This is a genomic window from Thalassovita sp. ABM4_323 (assembly GCF_056158665.1).
Genome location: NZ_JBSWTS010000007.1, coordinates 2,734,013 through 2,760,152 on the forward strand (window position 1 = coordinate 2,734,013; position 26,140 = coordinate 2,760,152).

Annotated in this window: 22 protein-coding genes; 8 read left to right on the forward strand and 14 right to left on the reverse strand. The window is 60.8% G+C overall.

The features are described 5' to 3' along the window. Nucleotides 1–49: 49 nt before the first annotated feature. Entirely contained in the window at nucleotides 50–742 is a 693-nt protein-coding gene (gene lexA / locus ACXADQ_RS15925; RefSeq protein ID WP_475322973.1) for a transcriptional repressor LexA, read from the forward strand. Here lexA and ACXADQ_RS15930 read toward each other — a convergent pair. Further along, on the reverse strand, nucleotides 736–2,763 hold the full coding sequence (locus ACXADQ_RS15930) for a ComEC/Rec2 family competence protein (protein ID WP_475322978.1): 2,028 nt from the start codon (nucleotides 2,761–2,763) through the stop codon (nucleotides 736–738). The two genes, lexA and ACXADQ_RS15930, sit on opposite strands and share 7 nt — an antisense overlap. 110 nt (nucleotides 2,764–2,873) lie before the next feature. On the opposite strand from ACXADQ_RS15930, the gene gltX reads away from it, so the two are divergent. Further along, nucleotides 2,874–4,274: a glutamate--tRNA ligase gene (gene gltX, locus ACXADQ_RS15935; protein WP_475322982.1), complete on the forward strand. Its 1,401-nt coding sequence runs from the start codon at nucleotides 2,874–2,876 to the stop codon at nucleotides 4,272–4,274. 94 nt (nucleotides 4,275–4,368) lie between these two features. Then, nucleotides 4,369–5,667 carry a citrate synthase gene (locus ACXADQ_RS15940; protein WP_475322986.1) on the forward strand — a complete coding sequence of 433 codons (1,299 nt, stop codon included), beginning with the start codon at nucleotides 4,369–4,371 and terminating at the stop codon, nucleotides 5,665–5,667. A 172-nt stretch (nucleotides 5,668–5,839) separates the two neighbouring features. On the opposite strand, the gene ACXADQ_RS15945 is transcribed toward ACXADQ_RS15940, so the two are convergent. From ACXADQ_RS15945 to ACXADQ_RS15985, 9 genes are all read right to left on the reverse strand, one after another. Beyond that, entirely contained in the window at nucleotides 5,840–6,616 is a 777-nt protein-coding gene (locus ACXADQ_RS15945) for an enoyl-CoA hydratase-related protein (protein WP_475322988.1), read from the reverse strand. A 72-nt stretch (nucleotides 6,617–6,688) separates the two neighbouring features. Next, on the reverse strand, nucleotides 6,689–7,144 hold the full coding sequence (locus tag ACXADQ_RS15950; protein WP_475322991.1) for a cytochrome c-type biogenesis protein: 456 nt from the start codon (nucleotides 7,142–7,144) through the stop codon (nucleotides 6,689–6,691). After that, nucleotides 7,141–9,105 (reverse strand): heme lyase CcmF/NrfE family subunit, encoded by a 1,965-nt coding sequence (locus tag ACXADQ_RS15955; RefSeq protein ID WP_475322994.1) that lies wholly within the window; start codon nucleotides 9,103–9,105, stop codon nucleotides 7,141–7,143. The genes ACXADQ_RS15950 and ACXADQ_RS15955 overlap by 4 nt, the downstream gene beginning before the upstream one ends. 85 nt (nucleotides 9,106–9,190) lie before the next feature. Then, nucleotides 9,191–9,712 (reverse strand): holin family protein, encoded by a 522-nt coding sequence (locus ACXADQ_RS15960; protein ID WP_475322997.1) that lies wholly within the window; start codon nucleotides 9,710–9,712, stop codon nucleotides 9,191–9,193. Continuing rightward, nucleotides 9,703–10,314, reverse strand: a complete 612-nt coding sequence (locus tag ACXADQ_RS15965; RefSeq protein WP_475322999.1) for a holin-associated N-acetylmuramidase — start codon at nucleotides 10,312–10,314, stop codon at nucleotides 9,703–9,705. Before ACXADQ_RS15965 ends, ACXADQ_RS15960 begins: the two co-directional genes overlap by 10 nt. An 84-nt stretch (nucleotides 10,315–10,398) precedes the next feature. Continuing rightward, the gene (gene ccmE / locus ACXADQ_RS15970) at nucleotides 10,399–10,842 is read right to left on the reverse strand and encodes a cytochrome c maturation protein CcmE (RefSeq protein ID WP_475323003.1); all 444 of its coding nucleotides are present in this window, start codon (nucleotides 10,840–10,842) and stop codon (nucleotides 10,399–10,401) included. A gap of 92 nt (nucleotides 10,843–10,934) precedes the next feature. Continuing rightward, on the reverse strand, nucleotides 10,935–11,747 hold the full coding sequence (murI, locus tag ACXADQ_RS15975; RefSeq protein ID WP_475323007.1) for a glutamate racemase: 813 nt from the start codon (nucleotides 11,745–11,747) through the stop codon (nucleotides 10,935–10,937). Between the two features lie 27 nt (nucleotides 11,748–11,774). Beyond that, nucleotides 11,775–12,650, reverse strand: a complete 876-nt coding sequence (locus ACXADQ_RS15980) for a lysophospholipid acyltransferase family protein (RefSeq protein WP_475326097.1) — start codon at nucleotides 12,648–12,650, stop codon at nucleotides 11,775–11,777. 95 nt (nucleotides 12,651–12,745) lie between these two features. Then, a complete protein-coding gene (locus ACXADQ_RS15985) occupies nucleotides 12,746–16,165 on the reverse strand; it encodes an indolepyruvate ferredoxin oxidoreductase family protein (protein ID WP_475323011.1) in 3,420 nt (1,139 codons plus the stop codon). Nucleotides 16,166–16,335: 170 nt separating this feature from the next. Here ACXADQ_RS15985 and ACXADQ_RS15990 point away from each other — a divergent pair, with 170 nt between their 5' ends. Further along, on the forward strand, nucleotides 16,336–17,244 hold the full coding sequence (locus tag ACXADQ_RS15990; RefSeq protein ID WP_475323015.1) for a LysR family transcriptional regulator: 909 nt from the start codon (nucleotides 16,336–16,338) through the stop codon (nucleotides 17,242–17,244). Between the two features lie 218 nt (nucleotides 17,245–17,462). Here ACXADQ_RS15990 and ACXADQ_RS15995 read toward each other — a convergent pair whose 3' ends face one another. Continuing rightward, nucleotides 17,463–18,584, reverse strand: coding sequence for a M24 family metallopeptidase (locus ACXADQ_RS15995; protein ID WP_475323020.1), 1,122 nt, complete (start codon nucleotides 18,582–18,584; stop codon nucleotides 17,463–17,465). Between the two features lie 160 nt (nucleotides 18,585–18,744). Here ACXADQ_RS15995 and purL point away from each other — a divergent pair, with 160 nt between their 5' ends. From purL to grxD, 3 genes are all read left to right on the forward strand, one after another. Beyond that, nucleotides 18,745–20,904 carry a phosphoribosylformylglycinamidine synthase subunit PurL gene (gene purL, locus ACXADQ_RS16000; RefSeq protein WP_475323022.1) on the forward strand — a complete coding sequence of 720 codons (2,160 nt, stop codon included), beginning with the start codon at nucleotides 18,745–18,747 and terminating at the stop codon, nucleotides 20,902–20,904. A gap of 144 nt (nucleotides 20,905–21,048) precedes the next feature. After that, a complete protein-coding gene (locus tag ACXADQ_RS16005; protein ID WP_425094791.1) occupies nucleotides 21,049–21,285 on the forward strand; it encodes a BolA/IbaG family iron-sulfur metabolism protein in 237 nt (78 codons plus the stop codon). 39 nt (nucleotides 21,286–21,324) lie between these two features. Then, entirely contained in the window at nucleotides 21,325–21,690 is a 366-nt protein-coding gene (grxD, locus tag ACXADQ_RS16010) for a Grx4 family monothiol glutaredoxin (protein WP_475323024.1), read from the forward strand. Between the two features lie 66 nt (nucleotides 21,691–21,756). On the opposite strand, the gene ACXADQ_RS16015 is transcribed toward grxD, so the two are convergent. Together ACXADQ_RS16015 and ACXADQ_RS16020 are read right to left on the reverse strand one after the other, a co-directional pair. Continuing rightward, nucleotides 21,757–22,152 (reverse strand): cell division protein ZapA, encoded by a 396-nt coding sequence (locus ACXADQ_RS16015; protein WP_475323026.1) that lies wholly within the window; start codon nucleotides 22,150–22,152, stop codon nucleotides 21,757–21,759. Further along, nucleotides 22,145–22,660 (reverse strand): hypothetical protein, encoded by a 516-nt coding sequence (locus ACXADQ_RS16020; protein WP_475323031.1) that lies wholly within the window; start codon nucleotides 22,658–22,660, stop codon nucleotides 22,145–22,147. Before ACXADQ_RS16020 ends, ACXADQ_RS16015 begins: the two co-directional genes overlap by 8 nt. Nucleotides 22,661–22,863: 203 nt before the next feature. Between ACXADQ_RS16020 and tkt the strand changes: the two genes are divergently transcribed. After that, the gene (gene tkt, locus ACXADQ_RS16025; RefSeq protein WP_475323035.1) at nucleotides 22,864–24,882 is read left to right on the forward strand and encodes a transketolase; all 2,019 of its coding nucleotides are present in this window, start codon (nucleotides 22,864–22,866) and stop codon (nucleotides 24,880–24,882) included. Between the two features lie 140 nt (nucleotides 24,883–25,022). Here tkt and ACXADQ_RS16030 read toward each other — a convergent pair whose 3' ends face one another. Next, nucleotides 25,023–25,991 (reverse strand): DUF808 domain-containing protein, encoded by a 969-nt coding sequence (locus ACXADQ_RS16030; protein ID WP_475323039.1) that lies wholly within the window; start codon nucleotides 25,989–25,991, stop codon nucleotides 25,023–25,025. Nucleotides 25,992–26,140: the final 149 nt, after the last annotated feature.

The window sequence follows — 26,140 nt, forward strand, 5'->3', positions numbered from 1 at the left end:
AAGAACATGCGTAGAACAAACCCAAACCAACAGGTATCGGGGGTGGCAGATGCTGACCAAGAAACAACTGGATCTCTTGGAATTCATCCACAAGCGTATGCAAAAAGACGGGGTTCCGCCCTCGTTTGACGAAATGAAAGAGGCGCTGGATCTGCGCTCCAAATCAGGCATTCATCGCCTGATCACCGCCTTGGAAGAGCGCGGTTTCATTCGCCGCCTGGCGCATCGTGCACGTGCCATTGAAATCGTGAAACTGCCCGAGGCTCTGGGCGGGGAATCCAGTTTTGCCCCGCGCGTTATCGACGGTGATCGCCCGGATCAAACGCCCCCTGCTGCGATTCCAATTCAGGCCGTTGCCGCCGTCGAGCTGCCGGTGATGGGCCGGATCGCGGCCGGTGTCCCAATCGAGGCGATCGCCCATGCCTCGCACAATGTGGCAGTCCCCAGTCAGATGTTGTCCGGGCAAGGGGAGCATTATGCCCTCGAAGTGCGCGGCGATTCGATGATCGAAGCCGGGATCAATGATGGTGATGTGGTGATCATCCGCGAAACCACAGTGGCCGATAATGGTGACATCGTTGTCGCTCTGGTCGAGGATCAAGAGGCCACGCTGAAACGGTTTTACCGGCGCGGCAATGCGATTGCGCTGGAGGCTGCGAACCCCGCCTATGAAACCCGCGTTTTGCCCGAGGACAAGGTGAAGGTTCAGGGGCGCTTGGTTGGTCTGATCCGCAGCTATTGAGCCCGCCCGCAGCGTGTCCACAGGCGACATCCCGTCGTTTCGCGTTCGGTGGTCATGCGGATCCCGCCAGGGTTTTGATACACGGCAATCGAACCGCTTTGCCTAAGAAACGAACGGTCCATCACGCGACAAGGCAGGTTCTCTGGCAGCTGGCGCCCGGAAATCAGCCAATCAGACGGCGCGCAGCTCACCGAGCTCGCCGCTTTGCCCGACACGACGCGCAAATGCCAGCCATCCACGACCGGATCCTGCGGCCAAAGAGAGGCCGCTCGGATCTGTGTCGCTCCTCCCCCGTCGTTTTCCAGCCAGCTGCGCGCCACAAATCCCTGCCCCTTGGGCTTGTTCAAAGCGCGGCCCTGTTCGGTCATGACGCCCACCAATGCGCCGCTTTGATCGATCAACAAGAAGGGGCGTGGCGTCGTGGCCCACAGGCCCAGGGCAACGCCGACAGGGATCAGCCCGGCCCAGCGTCCGCGCCCTTGCCACAGCATTGCCCCTAGCGCCCCGATCGACAGCAACGGCAACACCCTCCAATCCGGGGTTGGGATTGGACGGGTCGCAGCCCCCATTCCTGCAACCCACTCGGCCACGCCCAGGATCCAGTCCAGCCCTAACCCCACGAACCACAATCCGATCGCCTCGAGGCCAAAGGGCAGTAAGCAGGTTGCGAAAACAGCGGCGGGGATCACCAAGGCCCCCATCAAGGGCACCGACAACAGGTTCGCGATCAACCCCAGCTGCGATAACTGGTTGAAATGTGCCGCGCCAAACGGGGCCGTCGCGGCCCCGGCCACCGCGGACGAGATCACCACCGCCACCACCGGGCGCAGCCATCTTGGCCCCAGCGGCACCTGAGCATCGCGCAGCCAGCCAAACACCGCGACCAGCGCCGTCGTGGCGGAAAATGACATTTGAAAGCCTGGGCTTAACAAGGCTTCGGGGCGCAAAAGCAACACGATCAAAGCGGCGACCGCCACCGCTCGCAGGCTGATGGCGCGCCTGTCAAACACCACCGCCACCAGCATGACCGCAACCATGACAAAGGCCCGCTCGGTCGCGATGCTGCCTCCGGACAAGAGCAAATACAATGCCGCCACGATCAACGCGATCCCTGCCGCGATTTTTTTGGCCGGGACCCGTAGCCCGACATAGGGCACCAGGGCGAAGGCCAACCGTGCGGCCGCGAAAACCACTCCGGCCAGCAACCCCATATGAAGGCCGGAAATCGCCAGCAGATGCGCCAGGTTCGAGGCCCGCAAGGCCGCGAGTGTTTCAAGCCGCATCCCGGATCTGTCTCCGGTCATCACGGCAGCGGCGAAGGCTCCGGCATCCCCCTCCAACGCGGCCTGAACACGCGCGGAATAGGCCGCACGCAGCGCCGCAACCGGCACCCCTCCTTGATGTGGTTGCCACAGCACCACTGGATTGCGGGTATAGCCGACGGCGCCAAGCTGGCGAAAATAGGCATGACGGCGAAAATCAAAACCGCCGGGCTCAACGGCCCCGGCGGGTGGTGACAGATGGCCGGTCATCATCACGACCTGTCCGGGTTTTGGGCGCGGCAGGTCCCAGTCTCCGTGCATGGAAACCCGCACGCGGTCGGGCCTGCGCTGGGGCGCGACATCGCGCAACACCACGCGATCCAAGGTCAGGCGCAGCGCGTCCGAGCCCGACCGATCCACCTGCACCACGCGCCCTTGAATCGGGCCATAGTACCGCCAATCCAGTACCGGGCCTTGCAGGGAATGCGCCCGTGCACCTGCCAAGAGCAGCCCCAGACAAACTAGCCCGACCGCCCAGAACAGCGGTGACACTTCTGGGCCCCATCGAAGGGCCAGCGCAATGCTGGCCAGCGCCGCGACGCAAACGGGGGCATAGAGGGTCCAGCCCGGCTCGAACCGGAGCAGGAAATACAGACCGATACCGATGGCCAGAAAAACGGGGCTCCAGGGGAACAAGTGCAGCCGCTGTTCCAACAGAACCATGCTCAGCCTGTGCTGCAATCCGGGAAACCGTGCCACACCCCTTCCCCCATGCTTGTCGGTCGCAAGTCCTTGTCCTTGCACCGGCGGGCCGATAGACAGACGACAAAACGCTAACCCCTTCATGGTTACCGAAAGGTTAAATCCCGATGTCCACCCAAGTCGTGACCCGCTTCGCCCCCTCGCCCACCGGTTATCTGCATATCGGCGGCGCGCGGACCGCTTTGTTCAACTGGCTGTATGCGCGTGGCCGCGGCGGGAAATTCCTGCTGCGGATCGAGGATACGGACCGTGAACGCTCGACCCCTGAGGCGACCGAAGCGATCCTGAAAGGCATGGCCTGGCTGGGGCTGGATCATGATGGCGAGGTGATCAGCCAGTTCGAGCGCGCCGACCGTCACGCCGAGGTGGCGCTGCAACTGCTGGCCGAGGGCAAGGCGTATAAGTGCTTTGCCACCCAAGAGGAAATCCAGGCCTTCCGCGAGGCCGCGCGGGCCGAGGGCAAATCGACGCTGTATCGCAGCCCCTGGCGCGACGCCGATCCCGCGACCTTCCCCGATGCCCCCTATGTTGTGCGGATCAAAGCTGCGCGCGACGGTGAAACCGTGATCCGCGATCAGGTGCAGGGGGATGTGACCATCCGCAACGACCAGCTGGATGACATGATCCTGTTACGTTCGGATGGCACCCCGGTCTACATGCTGGCCGTTGTCGTTGATGACCATGATATGGGGGTGACCCACGCGATCCGCGGGGACGATCACCTGATGAACGCTGCCCGTCAGCAGATGGTCTATGACGCGATGGGCTGGGATGTCCCTGTGTGGGCGCATATTCCTCTGATCCACGGGCCGGACGGCAAGAAACTGTCCAAACGCCATGGCGCGCTGGGGGTCGAGGAATACCAGGCGATGGGCTATCCGGCGGCGGGCATGCGCAATTATCTGGCGCGTTTGGGCTGGAGCCATGGGGACGATGAATTTTTCACCGACGCCCAGGCCAAAGACTGGTTCGACCTGTCCGGAATCGGCAAATCTCCGGCCCGTTTCGACTTCAAAAAGCTGGAAAACCTGTGTGGTCAGCACCTTGCATCGTCTGACGATGCCGCAGTGCTGCATGAACTTCTGGCCTTCCGGGCGGTCACTGGGCTGCCAGAACTGACCGATCAGAAAAAAACTTTGCTGGAGAATGCCATCTACTGTTTGAAAGGCGGCGCCAAGACTTTTCCGCAACTCATTGAAAAGGCAGAGTTTGCCCTGGCTGACCGTCCTATTCAACCCGATCAGAAAGCCGCGAAAAACCTGGATGATGTATCCCGTGGTATACTGAAAGAATTGACGCCGCAGTTGCAAAATGCTAGCTGGTCCCGAGACGAATTGGAGGCGACCGCCACCCAGTTCGCAGAAGCGCAGGGACTGAAGTTTGGCAAGCTCGCCGGACCGATCCGAGCCGCCCTTGCCGGGCGCGCCGCCACACCCAGCGTTTTTGACATGATGCTGGTCCTTGGGCGAGACGAAACACTCGCCCGGTTGACCGACGCAGCGGCCTGATGGGAACGGAATAAACCGTTAGAAATACCCACAAGCCAACAAATTACCAACGCCCGTGCGGTCCGCGCACGAGGCCAGTGATGAAGGGAACACCATGACTGACAACACCAAGACTGCCACGCTGAGTTTTGATGGCAAAACCATCGATTTGCCCATTCTGTCCCCCTCGGTTGGTCCTGATGTCCTCGACATCCGCAAATTGTACGCGCAAGGCCACGTTTTCACCTATGACCCGGGCTTTACCTCGACCGCGGCATGTGATTCGACCATCACCTATATTGACGGTGACGAAGGGATCCTGCTGCACCGGGGCTATGCGATCGACGATCTGGCCGCAAAATCGCACTATTTGGAAGTCTGCTATCTGCTGCTGTACGGTGAACTGCCCACCGCGACCGAGCTGGAGACGTTCGAAACGACGATCACCCGTCACACCATGATCCACGAGCAGATGCACAACTTCTTCCGTGGGTTCCGTCGTGATGCACACCCGATGGCCACCATGGTGGGCGTTGTTGGCGCAATGTCGGCCTTCTATCATGACAGCACCGATATTTCGGATCCGCGTCAGCGCGAGATCGCCTCGCACCGCCTGATCGCCAAGATGCCGACCATCGCAGCGATGGCCTATAAATACTCGATCGGTCAGCCCTTCGTGTTCCCGCGCAACGATCTGTCCTATGCGGCCAACTTCCTGCATATGTGCTTCTCGGTACCGGCCGAGGAATATCACGTGGACCCGATCCTGGCCCGCGCCATGGACCGTATCTTTACCCTGCATGCCGATCACGAGCAGAACGCCTCGACCTCGACCGTTCGTCTGGCCTCGTCCTCGGGCGCGAACCCGTTCGCCTGTATCGCCGCTGGCATCGCCTGCCTGTGGGGTCCGGCCCACGGTGGCGCAAACCAGGCTTGCCTGGAGATGCTCAAAGAGATCGGCACCCCCGATCGCATCCCCGAATTCATCGCCCGCGCCAAGGACAAGAATGATCCGTTCCGCCTGATGGGCTTTGGCCACCGCGTTTATAAAAACCGCGACCCACGCGCGACCGTGATGAAACAGTCGGCCGACGAAGTGCTGGAGCTGCTGGGCGTCGAAGACAACCCGCTGCTGCAAGTCGCCAAAGAGCTGGAACATACCGCTCTGAACGACCCTTACTTCATCGACAAAAAGCTGTTCCCGAACGTTGATTTCTACTCGGGCATCATCCTGGAGGCCATGGGCTTCCCGACCTCGATGTTCACCCCGATCTTCGCCATGTCGCGGACCGTTGGCTGGATTTCGCAGTGGAAAGAACAGCTGGGTGATCCGCAGATGAAAATCGGCCGTCCCCGTCAGCTGTATCTGGGCGAAACCACCCGCGGCTATACGGATGTCGAAGACCGCGGCTAAGGCCCCGTTCTGACGTTGTAAATTTGAGAGCGCCGCCCGTTTCGGGTGGCGTTTTTCGTTTGGTTAGCGCGACGTTTGTGGCGGATGTTGGAGTTGAGTATTTGCAGGAGCAAAGAAAAGGCACGCGCGCAGGGGGGATGCGGCGTGCCTTTTGTTGAGATTGAGGGGCGGATTAGCGGCCTTCGAAATGGGGCGGGCGTTTTTCGGTGAAGGCCAGGACGCCTTCTTTGAAGTCGCGGCTTTGGCCGCATTTGCCCTGGCTGCGGCCTTCGAGGGCGAGTTGTTCATCCAGCGAGTTGTCCCAGCTGCCTCGGATCGCCTGTTTGACGTGTTGATAGGCCATGGTCGGGCCCTTGGCCAAATGGGCGGCGCGGGCTTTCCAGATGGCCTCGAATTCGGCGTCGGGGACGGCCTCCCAGATCATGCCCCAATCATCGGCCTGTTTGGCGCTGATCTTATCGGCAAAGAGCGCGGCGCCCATGGCTTTGGCGCTGCCCATGTTGCGGGTCATCCAGTAGGTGCCGCCCGCATCCGGGATCAGGCCAATCCGGGTGAAGGCCTGCAGGAAATAGGCGCTTTCGGTGGCGATCACCACATCGGCGGCCAGCGCAAGGTTGGCCCCGGCCCCGGCGGCGGGACCGTTCACGGCGCAGATCGTCGGGATCGGGCAATCAAAGATCGCCTTGAGCATGGGCATGTATTCGTCGCGCAGCGTGCGCTCCAGATCCAGGTTCGCGGCGGTGGCGCGGTCGCTGAGATCCTGCCCCGAACAGAAGGCCTTGCCCGCGCCAGTGATAACCAGGACCCGCGCGGATTGACCGGCTTCGCGCGCGGCATTGGCCACTTCGGCACGCATTTGCGTGTTCAGCGCGTTCATCTTGTCGGCGCGGTTCAGCGTCAGGACGGCGATGTCGTCGGTGATCTGGAAGGTGATGGTCTGATAGTCCATGCGGCGGGCTCCAATTTCCTGTTCGCGCGCAGCTTATCCGACCATCCGGTCAGGTAAAGACCAAACCGCGCGTCACTCTTTCATAATTTCGCGCAGGCGTTCCTGTTCTTCTGCGCTGAGGTCCTGCGCGGGCATTTCGACCGTTTCGGCGCGACGGCGCACATAGGTCATGCCCAGCCCCAAGGCCAGGATCAGCATCAACGGGCCAGCGCCCCACAAGACCCAATTCACGCCGCCAGTCAGCGGTTTCAGCAGCACATATTCACCATATCGATCAACGACATAATTGATGACCTCGGCGTTGCTGTCACCTTCGAGCAGGCGTTCGCGGACCAGGATGCGCAGGTCTCGGGCCAGTTCAGCGTTGGAATCGTCGATGCTTTCGTTGCGGCAGACAAGGCAGCGCAGATCCTTGGAAATTTCGCGCGCGCGGGCCTCGAGCGCGGGGTCTTTCAAGATTTCGTCCGGTTCAACCGCCCAGGCGGGTGCGGCCAGCATCAGGCAAAGGGCAAGGATCAGGCGTTTCATTCGGCGGGCACCCCGGCAGGTTGACGTTTGCGGGCACCGGCGGCGACGCGATAGCGGCGGTCTGACAAGCTGAGCGCGCCGCCCAGAGCCATCAGGATCGAGCCCCCCCAGATCCAGTTCGCCAGCGGTTTGTAATAGACCCGCACGGCCCAGCCGCCATTTTCCTGGGCATCCCCGATCACGGCATAGATGTCGCGCAAGAACCCATTGTCGATCGCGGCCTCGGTGGTGGGCATGCGGGCAACGGGGTACTGGCGCTTTTCTGGGTGCAAAGTGGAAATGTCGCGACCGTTCTTGGACAGCTCCATCGTGGCCATGGTCGAGAAATAGTTGGGCCCCTGCACGCGATTCACCTCGGTCAGGGTCAGGGTGTAGCCCGCGACGGTGAAGGGTTCGTTCAACTGCACCACGCGAATGTCTTCTTGCTCCCATGCCATCAGACCGGCGACACCCAGCATGGTGATGCCAAGGCCTCCGTGGGCGACGGCCTTGCCCCAATCCGCGCGCGGCAAACGCATCAGACGCGCGACACGACCGCTGCGGCCGGTCCGGCTCCAGAGATCAACGGCCGCACCGGCAACCAGCCAAGCGCCCAAAAACACGCCGATCGGACCCAGCAGGCTGCGCCCCGATTGCATCGCCCAGGCCAGCCCCGCCAAAGCCAGCGCCAGCGCCAGTGCCGGCAGCAAAGGCTTTATCGTGCGACCGATCACGGCGCGTTTCCAGGGCATCATCGCGGCAATCGGCAACGCGATGCCCATCACCAGCATGAAAGGCGAGAAGGCCATGTTGAAAAATGGCGCACCGACCGAAAGTTTGCGATCAAAGGCGATCTCGGCCACCAGCGGCCAGATCGTGCCGATGAAAACCACGAAACAGCTGACGGCCAGCAGGATGTTGTTGAACACCAGTCCGCTTTCGCGGCTGATCAGCCCAAAAACGCCCTTGGCCTCCATCACGCTGGCGCGGGCGGTGAACAAGGTCAGCGCGCCGCCCATAAAGAACGCCAGAATGGCCAGAATGAACACACCGCGCTCGGGGTCATTGGCGAAGGCATGAACGCTGGTGATCACGCCCGAGCGCACGATGAACGTGCCGATCAGGCTGAACCCAAAGGCCATGATCGCCAGCAGGATCGTCCAGCTTTTCAGGCTTTCGCGTTTTTCGACCACGATGGCCGAATGCAGCAGCGCCGCCGCGATCAGCCAGGGCATGAAGCTGGCGTTTTCAACCGGATCCCAGAACCAGAAACCGCCCCAGCCGAGCTCGTAATAGGCCCACCAGGACCCAAGCCCGATACCGATGGTCAGGAAAATCCAGGCGGCCAGTGTCCACGGGCGCACCCAACGACCCCAGGCCGCATCCACACGCCCCTCGATCAAGGCAGCGACGGCGAAGGAGAACGCCATGCTCAGCCCGACATAGCCCAGATACAGGAATGGCGGATGGAAGGCCAAGCCCGGGTCTTGCAACAGTGGGTTCAGGTCCTGCCCGTCAAAGGGGGGCACCGCCATGCGCAAAAACGGGTTCGAGGTGAACAGGATGAACGCAAAAAACGCCACCGAGACGGCCGATTGCACGGCCAGAACGCGGGCCTTCAGCGTGGGCGGCAGGTTGCCTCCGAACCAGGCGGCCATCGCGCCGAACAGCGTCAGGATCAGCACCCACAGCAACATCGAGCCCTCGTGGTTCCCCCAGACGCCCGATACTTTGTACAGCATGGGCTTGGCCGAATGCGAATTCGCCACGACCAGCTGCAAGGAAAAGTCTGACGTAACAAAGGCATAGGTCAGCGCGGCAAAGGAAAAAGCCGTCAGCAGAAATTGCACATTTGCGGCGGGCTCGGCCACGGCCATCCAACCGGGCCAGCGCTTTTGCGCACCGATAAGGGGAACAATGGCCTGCACGACGGCGACCAAAGCAGCGAGGATAAGGGCGAAGTGGCCAAGCTCTGTAATCATGTCTCGGTTATAGAGCTTTGCGGAAACCCGTCCAATGGGATTCGGGGGATGGGCGCGATCACATTGTCGCGCCCTCTCCCATTGATCAATATTGCGGAGCCAGCTTGTGGTCGCGCCAGGCCTCCAGCGCCGGGTTCTTGTCGGGCTCTGCCGCTGGCTCGGAAACCAGAGCGGGCTCGGTCGGGCGCTGCGCCAAATTCTGGATCAGACGTTCCTGAAATTCCTGCCCCTTGGCCTGATGTCGCGCCCCGAAATAGAACGAGACAATCGCCCCCAGCAGCCACCACAGGGGGTCGGGCACAAGGGCCAGGCCCTCCATCCGGGCGGCGAACCAGCCCGGATTCACCATCGCGGCGACGAACAATCCCAAAGTTCCCAGCGCCATCCCCGGGCGGGGCAGCCGGTTCAACCCGTCAATCACTCGATCAAACACGCCTTTTCTGGGCAAAGCGAATTCGGCCCCGAATTGTTCCAGCGCGGCACGCTGCATCTGAGCGGCGCGATCTGCCCCGGCCTCTTTGTTTTCGGCAAAAACCCCCGCCGTTTCGCGGATCAGGTTGCGCCCGTCCCCGAACATCACGTCGAACACCCGTGTCATCAGGCCCATGTCGCCACCCTTTCCTGAAATTCCTGTGCGCTCAGATGATACTCGGGCGAGATGAACTCTTCGGCGCGCTTGATCCACCCTCCTTTGCCCCCGGCCCGCGTCTGCGCGTATTTGCGCGAGGCCACGCGACGATCCGCCAGCGCAAAATAGTAATTCCGGCGCGCGATTCCGTAGGCATCCACGATATGGCCCGGCGCAGCACGGGCGGCACGATGCGCCGCAGCAATGGTTTGCGGCCCCAAAGCACCATCCACATCCACGCGCTGATCCATCTGGCACAACAGACGTTGCAGGATCTTCACCGCGTTGCCGCCCGCATTCACATACATATCGAAAACCGAGGCCCGTAGCGCCTTGGGCAGCTCCCCGATCCGCGGACGGGTATAGTAGTGCTCCAGGAAAATCTCGATCGCCTGCTCTCGGTCAAGCTGCTGCACATCCAGGGCGTCCACCACCCCGTTCTGATCCAGATCCAAGCCCAGCCGGCGCATCGTATGCACCGTTACCCCATAGTTCGTCGCCCCGCCCGGATCATCCGGATCGTTTACATATCCGCCCTCGCGGGCAATGATGTCTTCGGCAATCTGTCTGACCGTCTGCATGAAAAACCCCAGCCTGATCTGTTTGATCCAAGGCTGGGGCGAATTGGGTTAATGCGGGCGAACCAGAGCGTTCGCAGCACCGAGTCAATTTCCGTGTTCTTGATAGACACCTTGTTCTTTCAACGCGTCCACGACCTCTTTGGGCATGTATTCTTCGTCATGTTTTGCAAGAATTTCAGAGGCTTCAAAGACACCGTTAATGTAATTTCCGGTACCGATCATGCCTTGGTTTTCCGCAAACAAATCCGGCAGCACACCCTTGAACGTCACCGGGATCGAGGCCCCTCCATCCGTGACGCTGAACATAATGACCTCGCCCTGCCCCCGTTTCAGGCTGCCTTCTTCGACCAGGCCGCCGATGCGGAAGGTTTCGCTGGGTTTGGGTGGCTCTTCCATCACTTGCGAAGGAGAGCGGAAGAAATTGATACCGTCGCGCAGCGCGTATCCGATCAAAGCCGTAGACAAGACCAGCGCAATCGCGGCCACCGCAATGACCTGTATCCGACGCTTTTTCTTCAATCCCTTCATCTGGCCCTCCGCTTGACCCTAGGCGTTCCAGAACAGGTAACATTCACCGAGCAACATGCAAGCCCCTGCCCCTGCTACCTTTTGTCAATAGCTCAGGCCGACTGGAACTCGATCTTGCGGCGCAAGAACTGTGTGGCGCTGTTGGACACTTTGGCCGGATTCCCGGTGGTCAGGAACAGGTTTTCCTGGCCCGAGCCCTGCATTTCAGGATGGCGCGCCAGATAATCCGCCAGCAATTCCGCGACCAGGTTTGCCTGGCTGTACACCGTCACATCCGGCCCCAGGGCATCCTGGAACACCTCCTCCATCAATGGATAGTGGGTGCAGCCCAGAATGGCGGCCTCGGGGTCGGGCATTTTGCGTTTGAGCGCGTCCACATGGCTGCGCACCAAGGCCTCGGCCAGGATCAGATCCCCGTCTTCGATCGCGTCGACGACGCCGCCACAAGCCTGCGCCTCGACATCGACGCCAATCGCGCGAAACGCCAGTTCGCGCTGAAACGCCCGGCTGGCCACAGTAGCGGGGGTGGCGAACAGGCCGACATGTTTGACGGCCACCTCGCGCGGGGGCGAATTATCCCCCCATTTGCGTTCGGTCAACGCCTCGATCAGAGGAACAAAGACCCCTAGCACGCGTTTGTCGCGCGGGATCCAGCTTTCTTGCATCCGACGCAGCGCAGCGGCCGAGGCCGTGTTGCACGCCAGGATCACCAGATCGCAGCCGGCCTCCCACATGCGTTCGACGGATTTGGTGGTCAGATCATATACATCGTCCGCGTCGCGCACGCCGTAAGGCGCGTGCGCATTGTCCCCGAAATAGACAAAGGGCACCCCGGGCAAGCGTTTCTGCACGGCATTCAACACCGTCAATCCGCCCAATCCGCTATCAAAAATCCCTACTGCCATGGCCTCGGCTTTCTTGTTTTTGCGCCTCTATCGGCGGTGTTTCTCTTCGAACTCATAACCGTAATCATAGGATCGCAGCGGAGTCGGGGAAAGCTCATACGTGGCTTTGCGCAGAAAATCCATCATTGCTTTGGTATCCCCCGCATGGGCCTGCAAGTCGGCCTTAGGGATCGGGCGCCCCACGGCCAGCCGCACGGGCGCATCCACTCGCGCGGCGAATTCCTTGATCAACAGCCCCATACGCAGCGTAGCGTGCAGGTGGCTGGCGATCTGAAACAGACGGCTGTTGTGCCCCTCAAAGAACACCGGCACCACCTGAGCCCCCGATTTCGCGATCATCCGAGCGGTGAAAGATCGCCAACCGGGGTCCATCGGATGCGAGAATGGCCGCGCGCCCGTTGAGACAGTCCCGCCCGGGAAAATACCGATGGCGCCACCTTGGGACAGATAGCTTAAGGCTTCTTTACGCGTGTCGATATTCTGCTGCATAGCCGCGCGTGTGTCATCGAAACTGATGGGTAGGATGATCCGGTTCAAATCTTCGGCTTTGCGGAATACGCGATGCGCCAGAATGCGGAAATCCCCGCGCGTGTGTGACAGCAAATGCCCCATGATCAGCCCATCCAGAATGCCGAACGGGTGGTTTGCGATCACGATCAGCGGGCCATCCTTGGGCAGATTGTCCAACGATCCGGCCACGACATCCAGCGACAGCCCATAGCGTTGCACCATCACCGCCCAGAAGTCTCGCCCGTCCTGAACTTCGCGCTCGTACCCAGCGGCCCGTTTGATCATCCGCACCCGCCCCGTCGCGTTTTCCATCACGCGGATCAGCGCCCGCCCCCCGCGGGTCGAGGCCGAATGGGCATAGCTGATGTCTCTGGCGATCTGGCGCGAGGTCATAAGGTCCAATTCCAATGTCGGAAACCTCTTAATCCCTCAACCTTTCCGGCGCTAGGAAAAGCTCGGGGGTGCATGAAACGCCCCCGGCCCTGGCGTCATTCCGCTGCCTTTAGCTGGGTCGGCGCATCACTGCGTAACTGAGCCAGCAAGGCTTCACGCTGTTTGGCAGCCTTGGCCTCGTTTTCCATCTTCACCGGACCAAAGCCGCGAATGGTCAGAGGCAGCTCGGCCAGCGCAATCGCCGTTTCCATTTTCTCTGAGGTCAGGGATTTGCGGACCAGCGCCATGTCACGTTCGTATTGCTTGATCAGCGCACGCTCCATCTTGCGTTCTTCGGTGCGGCCGAACAGATCCAATGGCGTGCCGCGCAGCCGCTTCATCCGCGCCAACAGACGCAGCCAGCGCAGCATCCCGGGCCCGAATTCACGTTTCTCAGGCCGCCCGTTCGCCCCCATCTTGGACAGGATCGGCGGAGCCATGTGGAATTTCAGGGTGAACTCCCCGTCAAATTCCGTCCGGGCCTTTTCCTCAGTACTCAGCAACAAGCGCGCAACTTCGTATTCATCCTTATACGCCAATAACTTGGCATAGCCCTTGGCAACGGCCTCTTTCAAAGACGGGTCCTGGAACTGATCCACCAATTTGCGATATTTCTTGGCCAGTCGCTTGCCCTGATAAGCGATCAGAAGGTCCTCGCGATGGGCGATTTTCTGGTCCAGTGTCAGATCCTTGCGCACCACCTTGGGCGACAACAGGCCTGCGGCCTCATCTGGATGCAGCATCGCCCAGCGACCAATTTCAAAGGCGCGCAGGTTCCGCTCAACGGCTGTCCCGTTCAGCGTTACCGCCTGAGTGATCGCGTCATGGCTGAGCGGCACCAGCCCTTTTTGCCAGGCCGCGCCGAACAACATCATGTTCGAGAAGATCGAATCCCCCAGCGTGACCTTGGCCAATTCCGAGGCATCAAACAGTGTCACGCGATCCTGCAAGCGGGCCTGTAGCTGGAGCTCCAACCGATCCGTCGGCAGGCTGAATTCGGTGTTGCGGGTGAAATCGCCCGTGATGATCTCGTGACTGTTGACCACCGCGCCGGTGCGCCCTGTCCGGGTCAGACCCAGGGTTTTCGCCCCAGCGCTGACCACCAGATCGCCACCAATCAGCGCGTCTGCTTCGCCCGTGGCGACCCGCACGGCGCTGATGTCGTCAGGTGCCTTGGCCAGACGGCAATGGATGTGCACGGCCCCGCCCTTTTGCGCCAGACCCGCCATCTCCATCACGCCGGCACCCATGCCATCAATCTGGGCCGCTTGCGCCATCACAGCGCCGATGGTCACGACCCCTGTGCCACCCACCCCGGTGATCACCACGTTATAGGTTCCGTCAATTTCCGGCAGCGAAGGTGCGGGCATGTCCGGCAGATCCAGCTGAGCCGTTTCGGCCTTTCTCACCTGAGCGCCTTCCAGCGTCACAAAAGACGGACAGAACCCGTTCAGACAACTGAAATCCTTGTTGCACGAGGATTGATCGATCGCACGTTTGCGCCCCAGTTCCGTTTCCACGGGAACGATCGAGACACAGTTGGACTGCACCCCGCAATCGCCGCAGCCCTCGCAGACATCGGTGTTGATGAAAACACGGCGATCCGGGTCGGGGAATTGGCCGCGTTTCCGGCGCCGACGCTTTTCAGCCGCGCAGGTTTGCACATAAACTATGACAGACACGCCGCTGTATTTGCTGAACTTTTCCTGAACAGGCATCAGCTGAGCACGCTCGTGGATCTCCACGCCCGCTGGGATCAGCGACAGGTCCACATCCTCTTTTTCGTCATAGACCACGGCAATGTTCTGCACGCCCATGGCCTTGACCTCGTCGATGATGCGATAGGCGGTCAACCCACCTTCGTTCTGCTGGCCACCCGTCATGGCCACTGCATCATTATAGAGAATCTTGTAGGTCATCGTGGTGCCCGCCGCCAAAGCGGCGCGGATCGCCAGAATACCCGAATGGTTGTACGTCCCGTCGCCCAGGTTCTGGAACACATGTTGCGTGTTTGAAAACGGCGCCTCGCCGATCCAGTTCGCCCCTTCGGCACCCATATGGGTAAAGCCGCTGGTTTCGCGGTCCATCCATTGCACCATGTAGTGACAGCCAATCCCGGCATAGGCCCGGCTGCCCTCGGGCACCTTGGTCGAGCTGTTGTGCGGGCAGCCCGAACAGAAATAGGGCAAACGGCTGGCGATCTCGTCGGCATTGTCATTGCGCCGCGCTTCGTCCAGCGCGGCCATGCCTGCCTTGATCCCTTCGGTGCCGCGCCCCTCTTCGATCAGGATCGCCCCCATTTTTTCGGCGATAAAGATCGGGTCCAGCGCGCCACGCGTGGGGAACAGCTCTTCGCGGTCCACATCACCCGCATGGCCCTTGAACCGGCCATAGACCCGACGCCCACGCCGATTGTCGAACAGGGCTTCTTTGACCTGCACCTCGATCAGCTTGCGTTTCTCTTCGACGATCACCACCAGGTCCAGCCCCTCGGCCCAGTCCTGGAAGTTGCGCATGTCCAGCGGAAAGGTCTGGCCGATCTTATAGGTGGTGATGCCCAGCCGTTCAGCCTCGAACTCATCGATATTCAGCAGGGACAGCGCGTGCGTCAGGTCCAGCCAGTTCTTGCCCGCCGCGACAAAGCCGATCTTGGCGCCCGGACGGCCCCAAACCCGTTTGTCGATCTTGTTGACATGGCTGAACTCCTCGGCGGCGAACCGCTTGTGGTTGATCATCCGCGTTTCTTGTTCATGCGGGGTATCGCCCAATCGAATGTTCAATCCGCCTTCAGGCATTGTGAAATCCGGAATCACCAGCTGCATGCGATCAGGGCGCCCATCGACAACTGCCGTGGCCTCGACCGTGTCCTTCATGGTTTTCAGGCCGACCCACAATCCGGTAAAACGACTAAGCGCATAGCCGTAGATGCCGTAATCCATAATTTCCTGAACGCCTGCAGGGCTCAGCACGGGGATATAGGCATCGACAAGCGCCCAGTCCGATTGGTGCAGCACGGTCGAGGATTTGCCCGTGTGATCATCCCCCATTGCCATGACCACGCCGCCAAACTTGCTGGTGCCTGCCATATTGGCATGACGCAGCGCGTCACCGGATCGATCAACCCCTGGCCCCTTGCCATACCAGAAGCCAAACACCCCGTCATAGCGCCCCTCGCCGCGCAGTTCGGCTTGTTGACTGCCCCACAGCGAGGTGGCTGCCAAATCCTCGTTCAGCCCTTCCTGAAACAGGATATTGGCCTCTTTCAGCTGTTTTTCAGCACGGCGCATCTGCATGTCGACCGCCCCTAAAGGCGAGCCACGATACCCGGTGCAAAATCCGGCCGTGTTCAAACCGGCTTGTTGATCGCGCGCGTGCTGGATCAGCATCATACGCACCAGCGCCTGTGTTCCATTCAAAAGGACCGGCGATTTCGACAGGTCGAACCTGTCGTTCAAAGAAACAGTCTGGCTGGTCATTCCGCGCCTCCCAACGCTGAATTGTCTGCTTAACTATAGGGCAATATTAGGTCACAAAAACTGACCTACGTACACAAAAATTTGACAACACGTCGCAGAAAGGGAAGTTATGCCCCATAATTGAAATGTGTTACCCTGTGACACACCAAACAACGCTGAAAGTTGCCGGAATGGACTGGGACAAATTAAGAATCTTCCACGCAGTCGCGGATGCAGGCAGCTTAACCCATGCGGGTGATACACTCCACCTATCGCAATCTGCGGTAAGCAGACAGGTGCGCGCGCTCGAAGAGAGCCTGAACACCACCCTGTTTCACCGCCACGCGCGCGGGCTGATTCTGACCGAACAGGGCGAGTTGTTGTTTGACGCCACCCGCGCCATGACCAAGCGTCTGGATGCCGCCGCCGCGCGTATTCGCGACAGCGAAGAAGAGGTCTTTGGCGAGCTGCGGGTGACCACGACCACTGGTTTCGGCTCTTTATGGCTGGCCCCTCGCCTGCCCGCTTTGTACGAAAAATACCCGGATCTGAAGATCGACCTGATGCTGGAAGAACGCGTGCTGGACCTGCCCATGCGCGAGGCCGACGTGGCCATCCGCATGAAAGAACCCAGCCAGGCTGATCTGATTCGCAAGCGGCTGATGGCGGTGCGGATGCTGCTCTATGCATCGAAAACCTATCTGGACGAACACGGCGCCCCGGAATCCATCGAGGACATCAGCAAACACCGCCTGATTTGTCAGAACCCAAATTCCGCGCAGGTCGGTGCCGGGGCCAATCTGGTGCAGCATTTGCTGACCTATGATGTGCATTCGACCTTGACGGTGAACAACTATTTTGGCGTGCTGCAAGCGGTGGATCACGACCTGGGAATTGGCGTCTTGCCCGACTATCTGATGCAGGATTTCCCGAACCTCGTGCGTGTTCTGCCCGATGTTCAGTCCATCGAAGTCCCGGTTTTCCTGGCCTACCCCGAAGAATTGCGCCATTCGAAACGCATTTCTGCCTTCCGCGATTTCGTGCAGGACGAGATAATCTCCTATCGCAAAAAGATGAAAAATCAGGCGGTTAGCATATAAATTCTAAAGCTATGCGTCCACCGCATAGCGGGCATGCTGCACCTGCGACATCTTGAGTCTTGATCGATTCATTTATGATCACTATTTCAGCATTCGACGGTGATGCTGATACTTCTCGCATCATCCTCATACCTCCCTGTTGGACTTCGGCCGAGCTTAGTGCTCGGCCTTTTTTTTCGCCGATCAGTTTTTTCGAGCCGATGGCATTCACATTTCGCCTAGATGCACACCATTTCGGTCGACCAGGGGGACAATTTTTCAGCACCATCAGAACGGATCACGATGTTTTCTTCGTGGACCAGCCCCAGTCCTGCGCTTGTTTCGATCCCCGGCTCCAGCGTCAAAACCATCCCAGGTTGCAATTCCGTTTGATCCCACGGTGCAAGGGACAGACCTTCGGTCAGCTGCATCCCCAACCCATGCCCCAAGCGCCCCGCCGTTTCCCCCGCGCCCGTTACCGCGGCCATCGCGGCATAGACCTCGCAGGCGCGCGCCCCGGGCTTGGCGGCCTCCAGCCCGGCCTGCGTGGCCTCCAGCAATTGGGTATGCGCCGCTTTGCATACGGCCTGAGGTTCACCGACCGCAAAATTGCGATCAAAATCGCAGAAATAGCCATCCCAGACAGCGCCCGTGTCCAGCATCAAAATATCACCGACCTGCAACGGTGCCTCGGCCGCGGGCGAGATCACATCCCCATATCCCAACGGCCCCGCGCCACCGGCCAGATAGGGCACCCAATCGGCCCCTTCTTCCAGCAGAAGCCGTTGAAAGTCGCGAAACACCTGTGCCAGCGGCACCCCCACCCCCGCGATTTCAGGGACACGATCAAAGGCGCGCCCGGCAATCGCGCATATATAGCGGATCTTGGCGATCTCGGCCTCGGATTTCACGGCCCGCAGCTGTGCCATGATCCCGGCATCATCTCGAAAATCGAATCCCGCCTTCACTCGCTCAAAGTCCGTCAGGGACATCCGCAGAACCGTTTCAGGTCCCGACGGCACACCAACCGGCCCGCCGATCTGGGACAGCACCTCGCGCAGCAGATTGACACCTTCGTCAGCCGGATTAGGCGCGGCCCATGTGCGAATATCCGTGATCCAGGTCTGCCCCATCAGCGCCGCCCCGATCGAGGGGATCACCGCAATCGGATCCCCCGCCGCAGGCACCACCAGAAACCAGGGGCGCGAGGGGCTTTCCCAGAACCGTGTCAGATAGCCAGTGAAATAGCGCACCTCGGGTTCGGTCGTCAGCAGCAGCGCGCCCAGCCCGTTTGCAGCCATCATCGCCTGTGCCCGCACCAGCCGGGCCTTGTATTCGGATGTGTCGAATCCCCGCTGCATCCCCTGCCCTTTTGCCCCGATCCCAACCAATCTGACCCTGACTTGACCCGCAAAATGCGTATTGCGTCAATCCCACGCTATAAACATGTGGGCTTGCCTCTTTTCCCTTGCCCTCGGATGGCCTAAAGAACGCCCAAACATCGCGCCAGCGGAGAGAGACATGCAAGACCCTGCCATCACGCCCGACCTGATCGAAGCCCACGGCCTGAAGCCTGACGAGTACGAGCGCATTCTAGAGATCATCGGACGCGAGCCCACCTTCACCGAGCTGGGCATTTTCAGCGCGATGTGGAACGAGCATTGCTCTTATAAGTCCTCCAAGAAATGGCTGCGCACCCTGCCGACGGAAGGCCCTCAGGTCATCTGCGGACCCGGTGAAAACGCAGGCGTGATCGACATCGGCGACGGTCAGGCCATCGTCTTCAAGATGGAAAGCCACAACCACCCCTCCTACATCGAGCCCTACCAGGGCGCGGCCACCGGCGTGGGCGGCATCCTGCGCGACGTCTTCACCATGGGTGCGCGTCCCATCGCGGCGATGAACTCGTTGTCGTTCGGCCAGGTGGATCACCCCAAGACCAAGCAGCTGGTGCATGGCGTGGTCGAAGGCATCGGCGGCTATGGCAACTGTTTCGGCGTCCCCACCGTGGGCGGCGAGGTTCGCTTCCACCCCGCCTATAACGGCAACTGCCTGGTGAACGCCTTCGCTGCTGGCCTGGCCGACGCGGACAAGATTTTCTACTCGGCGGCCTCGGGTGTCGGGATGCCCGTCGTGTATCTGGGTGCCAAAACCGGCCGTGACGGCGTGGGCGGCGCGACCATGGCCTCGGCGGAATTCGACGAGACCATCGAAGAAAAACGCCCCACCGTTCAGGTTGGCGACCCCTTTACCGAAAAACGCCTGATGGAAGCAACGCTGGAGCTGATGCAGACCGGCGCCGTGATCTCGATCCAGGATATGGGCGCGGCGGGTCTGACGTGTTCAGCCGTGGAGATGGGCGACAAGGGCGAGTTGGGCGTCAAACTACAGCTGGACGACGTGCCCCAGCGCGAAGAGAACATGACCGCCTATGAAATGATGCTGTCCGAATCCCAGGAACGCATGCTGATGGTCCTGAAACCCGAGCTGGAGGCCGAGGCCCGCGCCGTGTTCGAAAAATGGGACCTGGATTTCGCCATCGTGGGCGAAACCATCGCCGAAGACCGTTTCCTGATCCTGCACGGCAATGACGTAAAGGCCGACCTGCCGCTGTCGAAACTCAGCTCCTCGGCCCCTGAATATGACCGCCCCTGGGTCGCCACCCCCGCCGCCGAAGCGCTGGCGGACGTGCCCTCGGTCGATCCCATCGACGGTCTGAAGGCCCTGATCGGCAGCCCCAACTACGGCGCCAAACAGTGGGTCTATGAACAATATGACACCATGGTGATGGCAGACACGGTTCAGGCTCCAGGCATTGGCGCGGGCATCGTGCGCATCCACGGCACCGACAAGTCGGTGGCCTTCAGCAGCGACGTGACCCCCCGCTATGTCAAAGCCAACCCGGTCGAAGGCGGCAAACAGGCCGTGGCCGAGGTTTACCGCAACCTGACCGCCGTCGGCGCCACTCCGCTGGCCACCACCGACAACCTGAACTTCGGCAACCCCGAAAAGCCCGAGATCATGGGCCAGTTCGTTGGCGCCATTCAGGGCATCGGTCAGGCCGTCGCCGCGCTGGACGTGCCGATCGTGTCGGGCAACGTGTCGCTGTATAACGAAACCGACGGTCAGGGCATCTTGCCCACGCCGACCATCTGCGCCGTTGGCCTGATCGATAGCCCTGAAAAGGCCATCCTGGGCACCGCGCGCGACGGGCATGTCGCCCTGCTGGTCGGCGAAACCGCGGGTCATCTGGGCCAATCCGCCCTGCTGGCCGAGGTCTTCAACCGCGAAGAGGGCGACGCCCCCGCCGTGGATCTGGACGCCGAAAAGCGCAACGGTGACTTCATCCGCGCCAATCACGAGCTGATCAAAGCCTGCTCCGACCTCAGCGATGGCGGTCTGGCCGTCGCGGCCTTTGAAATGGCCGAGGCCGGCGGTGTTGGCGTGCAAATCGACACCGACGACATGGCGCAGCTGTTCGGCGAGGATCAGGCCCGCTACCTGATCGCCTGCAACTTCGATCAGGCCGAGGCCCTGATGACCGCCGCCGCCGCTGCGGGCGTTCCGATTGCCACCGTGGGCAAATTCACCGGCGATACTGTGAAATTCGGTGCTGCCGAGGCCCCCCTTTCCGAACTGGCCGCGCTGTACCGTGGCAGCTTTGAAGCCGCTGTTGGTTAACGTCTGACCACCCAACATCAGAAGGGCCGCCAGTCGCGGCCCTTTTTTCTGGCGCACCGGCAGAACCGGGGCCAGATGACTTGCACAGCCCTGCCCTGCGCCCTAAATTCATGGCCAACGAACAGAACTCAGCCGGAGACATCAATGCCCGTTCACGCTCAGGAACTCGAAGAAATCCTTCGCGAAAGCTTCCCCAACGCCCAGATCGCGGTCGAGGGCAGCGACGGCCGTCACATGTCCGCGATGGTCGTGGATGAAAGCTTTCGTGGGAAAAACCGGGTGCAACAGCAACGCGCCGTCTATGCGGCGCTCAAGGGCAAGATGGACGGCCCCGATGGCGAGCTGCACGCCCTGGCGCTGACCACCCGCGCCCCGGAATAAGATCAGGAACACCCCGTAAGGGACTGGAAGGAAACGCAAATGACCGACGCGAAAACCCGTATCGACGAAACCGTAAAATCCAACGACGTGGTGCTGTACATGAAGGGCACCTCGCAAATGCCGCAATGTGGTTTCTCCAGCCGTGTGGCCGGAGTGCTGAACTACATGGGGGTCGAGTACGCCGACGTGAACGTGCTGGCGGACGATGAAATCCGTCAGGGCATCAAGGATTACTCGGACTGGCCGACCATTCCGCAGCTGTATGTGAAGGGTGAATTCGTCGGCGGCTGTGACATCATCACCGAAATGACCCTGTCGGGCGAGCTGGACACGCTGTTTGACGAAAACGGAGTGGGCTACAACAAAGAAGCCGCCGACAAAATCCGCGAAGCCAACGCTGGCTGATCGGATCTGATCACAAGAAAGGGCGCGCGCCATCTGGCCGCGCCCTTTTTTTGTGCCATGGGGACCTTAGTCCTCGGCTTTTTCCTCGACCTGGCTGGCCAGTGCTTCGGCGCGGGCCGCGACTTCGGCCAGGGTGTCCATCACCTCGGCAGGAACGACCGGCACTTCGACCCGCACGGGATCGGGTTCGGGGCGATTTTTCAGCGCCTCAATCTCGGCCTTCAGGGTCTCCATTTCCGAGCTCATCTCGCGCAGGCGATCCTCGACCCCGGCGGTTTTGTCGGCCAGCATCAGCCCGGCCATCAGCAACATCCGCGATTCCGGCAAGCGCCCGATCTGCGCGGCCAGGGCCTGGGCCTCGTCATCCAGCATCTTGGCGGCGGAATGCAGGTAATGCTCTTCGCCCTCCTGACAGGACACATCAAAGCCGCGGCCACCGATCTTGATTTCGACTTCAGGCATCGGCGCTCTCCTCGTTGTCAGAGTTGCCCAGGATCGCGTCCAGCTGTGTCAGCACCGCGCCCATTTCAGCCACATCCACGTTGCGCCCGGCGCGCAGCGATTCCAGCTCGGCCATCATCGCGGCATTGATCAGTTCGGGATCAGCCAGCCCGGCGGCATTTGCGTCACGCAGCGCCATGTTGCTTTCGCGCAGTTTTTCGTTCACGTCGCGCAGCTGCTGCAATTCGGTGTCCAAAGCGGTGACCGAGGCCTGCGCCTCTTCCAGCGTTTGCGCCATGTCTGCGGCGCGCTCTTCCAGCTTGTCTTTGACCGCTTTGACCCGCTCTTCCAGCTGAGCGGTCACGGTGCGTTCGTCCTCCAGCGCCTGGGTCAGCCGAGCAATCTCGGCTTCGGCTTCGGCGCTGATGCCCTGCGGTTCGACCGGTGCTGCGGGCACCGCATCCAGCCCCTTGGCAATTCTGTCCAGCGCGGCGGTGATCCGGCCTTCTAATGTGTTGATGTCGCTCATGGCCCTCAACCTTCAATTCTTGTGATTCCACCGCTCAAAACGGCAGACGAATCATTTTTGCTCTGCTTCCGGTCAAGTTTACCCAATGGTCGGGGAAATTGCGCCCCCTTCTGGACCAATGGGTTACACGGCGCGCTTGCACTCTTGGTTTGGGCTGGTATTGAGCATCAAACCACTCAGATCTCGATCAAAGGACATTCGCCGTGGATATCACAGCACTGCGCAATACCAATCCCGACCACTGGTTCAAAGCTGCCGCCATCCGTGCGCTGACCCTGGATGCCATTCACGCCGCCAATTCCGGCCACTCGGGCATGCCGATGGGCATGGCGGATGTCGCCACGGTTCTGTTTGAAAAACACCTGAAGTTTGACGCCTCGGCCCCACGCTGGCCTGACCGCGATCGCTTCATCCTGTCGGCGGGTCACGGCTCGATGCTGCTCTACTCGCTGTTGCACCTGACCGGGTACCAGGACATCACCCTGGACGAGCTGCGCAACTTCCGTCAGTGGGGCGCGAAAACCGCCGGTCACCCCGAATACGGCCACGCTGAAGGGATCGAGACCACCACCGGCCCGCTGGGTCAGGGGATCTCGAACGCTGTGGGTTTCGCCATGGCCGAGGAAATCCAGCGCGCCCGTTTCGGCAAGAAGATCGTGGATCACTACACCTATGTCATCGCCGGTGACGGTTGCCTGATGGAAGGCGTCAGCCAAGAGGCCATCGGCCTGGCCGGTCGCCACCAGTTGGGCAAACTGATCGTCCTGTGGGACAACAACAACATCACCATCGACGGCACCGTTGAACTGTCGGACCGCACCGATCAGGTCATGCGCTTCAAGGCGTCGGGCTGGCACGTGCAGGAAATCGACGGCCACGACCCCGAGGCCATCGACGCCGCCATCGCCAAGGCTAAGACCACCAAGAAGCCCTCGATGATCGCGTGCAAAACGCATATCGCTCTGGGCTCGTCGGCGCAGGATACCTCCAAGGGTCACGGCGCGCTGACCGACCCCAAGCTGATCGCCGACACCAAAGAGGCCTATGGCTGGGCCTCGGGTCCGTTCGAAGTGCCCGCCGACATCAAGGAAGCCTGGGAAGCCATCGGATCGCGCGGTGCGGCTGATCGCGCCGAGTGGGAAACCCGCCTGGCCGGTATCTCCGAGCGTAAGCAAGGCGAATTCGCCCGCATGTATGCGCTGGAGGCCCCCAAACGTCTGGCCGGCACCATCCGCGCGCTGAAAAAACAGATCAGCGAAGAGCAGCCCAAATACGCCACTCGCAAATCCAGCGAACTGGTTCTGGAAGTGGTCAACCCGATCATGCCCGAAACCGTGGGTGGCTCGGCTGACCTGACCGGCTCGAACAACACCAAGACCGGTGATCTGGGCATCTTTGACATCGATAACCGCGCGGGCCGCTATATCTATTGGGGTATCCGCGAGCACGGCATGGCCGCTGCAATGAACGGTATGGCGCTGCATGGCGGTTTCCGCCCCTATGGCGGCACCTTCATGGCCTTTACAGACTATGCGCGCCCCTCGATGCGTCTGGCCGCCCTGATGCGCATCCCCAGCGTGTTCGTGATGACCCATGACAGCATTGGTCTGGGCGAAGATGGCCCGACCCACCAGCCGGTGGAACATGTCGCCATCAGCCGCGCAACGCCCAACACCTATGTGTTCCGCCCCGCCGACACCGTGGAAACCGCCGAGGCCTGGGAAATTGCCCTGACCTCGAAGGAAACGCCCTCGGTTCTGTCGCTGACCCGTCAGGGCCTGCCCACCGTGCGGACTGAACACAAACAGAAGAACCTGGTCAGCCAGGGCGCGTATGTACTGGCCGAGGCCGAAGGCAAGCGTCAGGCCATCCTGATCGCCACCGGGTCTGAAGTGTCCATCGCCATGGCCGCACGTGACCTGTTGCAAGCCGAAGGCATCGGCACCCGCGTTGTCTCGATGCCCTGTATGGAGCTGTTCGAAGAGCAGGAAGAAAGCTATCGCAAGCGTGTCCTGCCCGCCGGTCCGGTGCGCGTCGCTGTCGAGGCGGGCGTGCGTCAGGGCTGGGACAAGTGGCTGCTGGGCGAACGTGGTCGCGAAGCCAAAGCGGGCTTTGTCGGCATGTCCTCGTTCGGCGCCTCGGCCCCTGCGGACGTTTTGTACGAAAAATTCGGCATCACCGCCGAGGCCGTAGCCGAAAAAGCCAAGTCGCTGCTGAAATAAAGGGCCCCGTCGGGTCTAAGAGAAACGCCGCGCAGAGTGCGCGGCGTTTTTTGTTTCAGGGTGGAGGGGGCCAGCCCCCTTGCCCCACAATCACGATTGTGGGCCTTCACCCCCGGAGTATTTTTCGAGCAAAGAAAGCGCTAATGGGGCTTGGCGCCGGTGACGGTGTTGATCAGCGGCGTGACGATCCGCGTGGCCACAGGGATCAGCAATAAGCCATAGAGCAGCCCCAGGACGCCGTCACAGAAAGCCGTGGTGGCCCATTTGGCGAAGCCCGCGATCTGATCAGGCACGGCCTGGGCGGCGATCACGGCCAGATGATGGATGTCCTGATAGGGGTGATGCACGCCCAGATCATGCAGACCGTGGATCATGATCGAGCCGCCCACCCACAGCATCGCCGCGGTGCCAACGACCGAGAGGAACTTCATCAACAGGGGCATGCCTTTGACCAGGCCCCGGCCAATCCCCTGGCCCAAGCCCGTGTCCGAGTTTTGCGCCATGTAAAGCCCGACATCGTCCATTTTCACGATCAGCGCGACCGAGCCATAGACGGCGATGGTGACGCCGATCCCGACGACGGCCAGGGTCGCGGCCTCCATCCACAGACCGCCTTCGGGGATGGCGGACAGGGCGATGGTCATGATTTCAGCGGACAGGATGAAATCTGTCTTGATCGCACCTGCAACCTTTTGCTGTTCCAGGTGGGTGGGATCCTTGATGTCCATGTCTTGCTCGACATGTTTGTCCCCATGGGGAAACAGCACATGAAAGATCTTCTCGGCCCCTTCAAAACACAGGTAGGACCCGCCCAGCATCAGCAGCGGCGTGATCAGCCAGGGTGCGAAGTTGGACAGCAGCATGGCCACCGGCAACAGGATCACCAGCTTATTGAAGAACGAGCCCCGCGCGATTTTCCAGATGATCGGCAGCTCGCGCGCAGGGGCGAAGCCCTGGATGTATTTCGGGGTGACGGCCGCGTCGTCAATCAGCACGCCGGCGGTCTTGGCGCCGACCTTGCCGGCCGCTGCGGCCACGTCATCCACGCTGGAAGCCGCCACTTTGGCAATCCCCGCTACGTCATCCAATAGAGCCAGTAGACCACTCATCTCGCACCTCAAACCTGTATTTGCGGCCAATCTAAACGAACGGTTCGCCGGAACAAGTCCGTTTGACAGGCAGACGTTAGCGCAACCAGTCCGGTTTTGCGCTAACACCTTTGTATCGCGACGTTTTTTACCTTTCAGCACAGGGCTGC

Excerpts from the sequence above, each read along its gene's own strand:
- ACXADQ_RS16015 (WP_475323026.1), bottom strand. The coding sequence starts at position 22,152 with ATGCCTGAAGTCGAAATCAAGATCGGTGGCCGCGGCTTTGATGTGTCC.
- ACXADQ_RS15960 (WP_475322997.1), bottom strand. The coding sequence starts at position 9,712 with ATGGGCCTGATGACACGGGTGTTCGACGTGATGTTCGGGGACGGGCGC.
- ACXADQ_RS15950 (WP_475322991.1), bottom strand. The coding sequence starts at position 7,144 with ATGAAACGCCTGATCCTTGCCCTTTGCCTGATGCTGGCCGCACCCGCC.
- ACXADQ_RS16030 (WP_475323039.1), bottom strand. The coding sequence starts at position 25,991 with ATGAGTGGTCTACTGGCTCTATTGGATGACGTAGCGGGGATTGCCAAA.
- ACXADQ_RS15955 (WP_475322994.1), bottom strand. The coding sequence starts at position 9,105 with ATGATTACAGAGCTTGGCCACTTCGCCCTTATCCTCGCTGCTTTGGTC.
- ACXADQ_RS16005 (WP_425094791.1), top strand. The coding sequence starts at position 21,049 with ATGCCCGTTCACGCTCAGGAACTCGAAGAAATCCTTCGCGAAAGCTTC.
- murI (WP_475323007.1), bottom strand. The coding sequence starts at position 11,747 with ATGGCAGTAGGGATTTTTGATAGCGGATTGGGCGGATTGACGGTGTTG.
- grxD (WP_475323024.1), top strand. The coding sequence starts at position 21,325 with ATGACCGACGCGAAAACCCGTATCGACGAAACCGTAAAATCCAACGAC.
- lexA (WP_475322973.1), top strand. The coding sequence starts at position 50 with ATGCTGACCAAGAAACAACTGGATCTCTTGGAATTCATCCACAAGCGT.
- ACXADQ_RS15985 (WP_475323011.1), bottom strand. The coding sequence starts at position 16,165 with ATGACCAGCCAGACTGTTTCTTTGAACGACAGGTTCGACCTGTCGAAA.
- ccmE (WP_475323003.1), bottom strand. The coding sequence starts at position 10,842 with ATGAAGGGATTGAAGAAAAAGCGTCGGATACAGGTCATTGCGGTGGCC.
- ACXADQ_RS15990 (WP_475323015.1), top strand. The coding sequence starts at position 16,336 with ATGGACTGGGACAAATTAAGAATCTTCCACGCAGTCGCGGATGCAGGC.
- ACXADQ_RS15965 (WP_475322999.1), bottom strand. The coding sequence starts at position 10,314 with ATGCAGACGGTCAGACAGATTGCCGAAGACATCATTGCCCGCGAGGGC.
- purL (WP_475323022.1), top strand. The coding sequence starts at position 18,745 with ATGCAAGACCCTGCCATCACGCCCGACCTGATCGAAGCCCACGGCCTG.
- ACXADQ_RS15980 (WP_475326097.1), bottom strand. The coding sequence starts at position 12,650 with ATGACCTCGCGCCAGATCGCCAGAGACATCAGCTATGCCCATTCGGCC.
- ACXADQ_RS16020 (WP_475323031.1), bottom strand. The coding sequence starts at position 22,660 with ATGAGCGACATCAACACATTAGAAGGCCGGATCACCGCCGCGCTGGAC.
- ACXADQ_RS15995 (WP_475323020.1), bottom strand. The coding sequence starts at position 18,584 with ATGCAGCGGGGATTCGACACATCCGAATACAAGGCCCGGCTGGTGCGG.
- ACXADQ_RS15940 (WP_475322986.1), top strand. The coding sequence starts at position 4,369 with ATGACTGACAACACCAAGACTGCCACGCTGAGTTTTGATGGCAAAACC.
- gltX (WP_475322982.1), top strand. The coding sequence starts at position 2,874 with ATGTCCACCCAAGTCGTGACCCGCTTCGCCCCCTCGCCCACCGGTTAT.
- ACXADQ_RS15945 (WP_475322988.1), bottom strand. The coding sequence starts at position 6,616 with ATGGACTATCAGACCATCACCTTCCAGATCACCGACGACATCGCCGTC.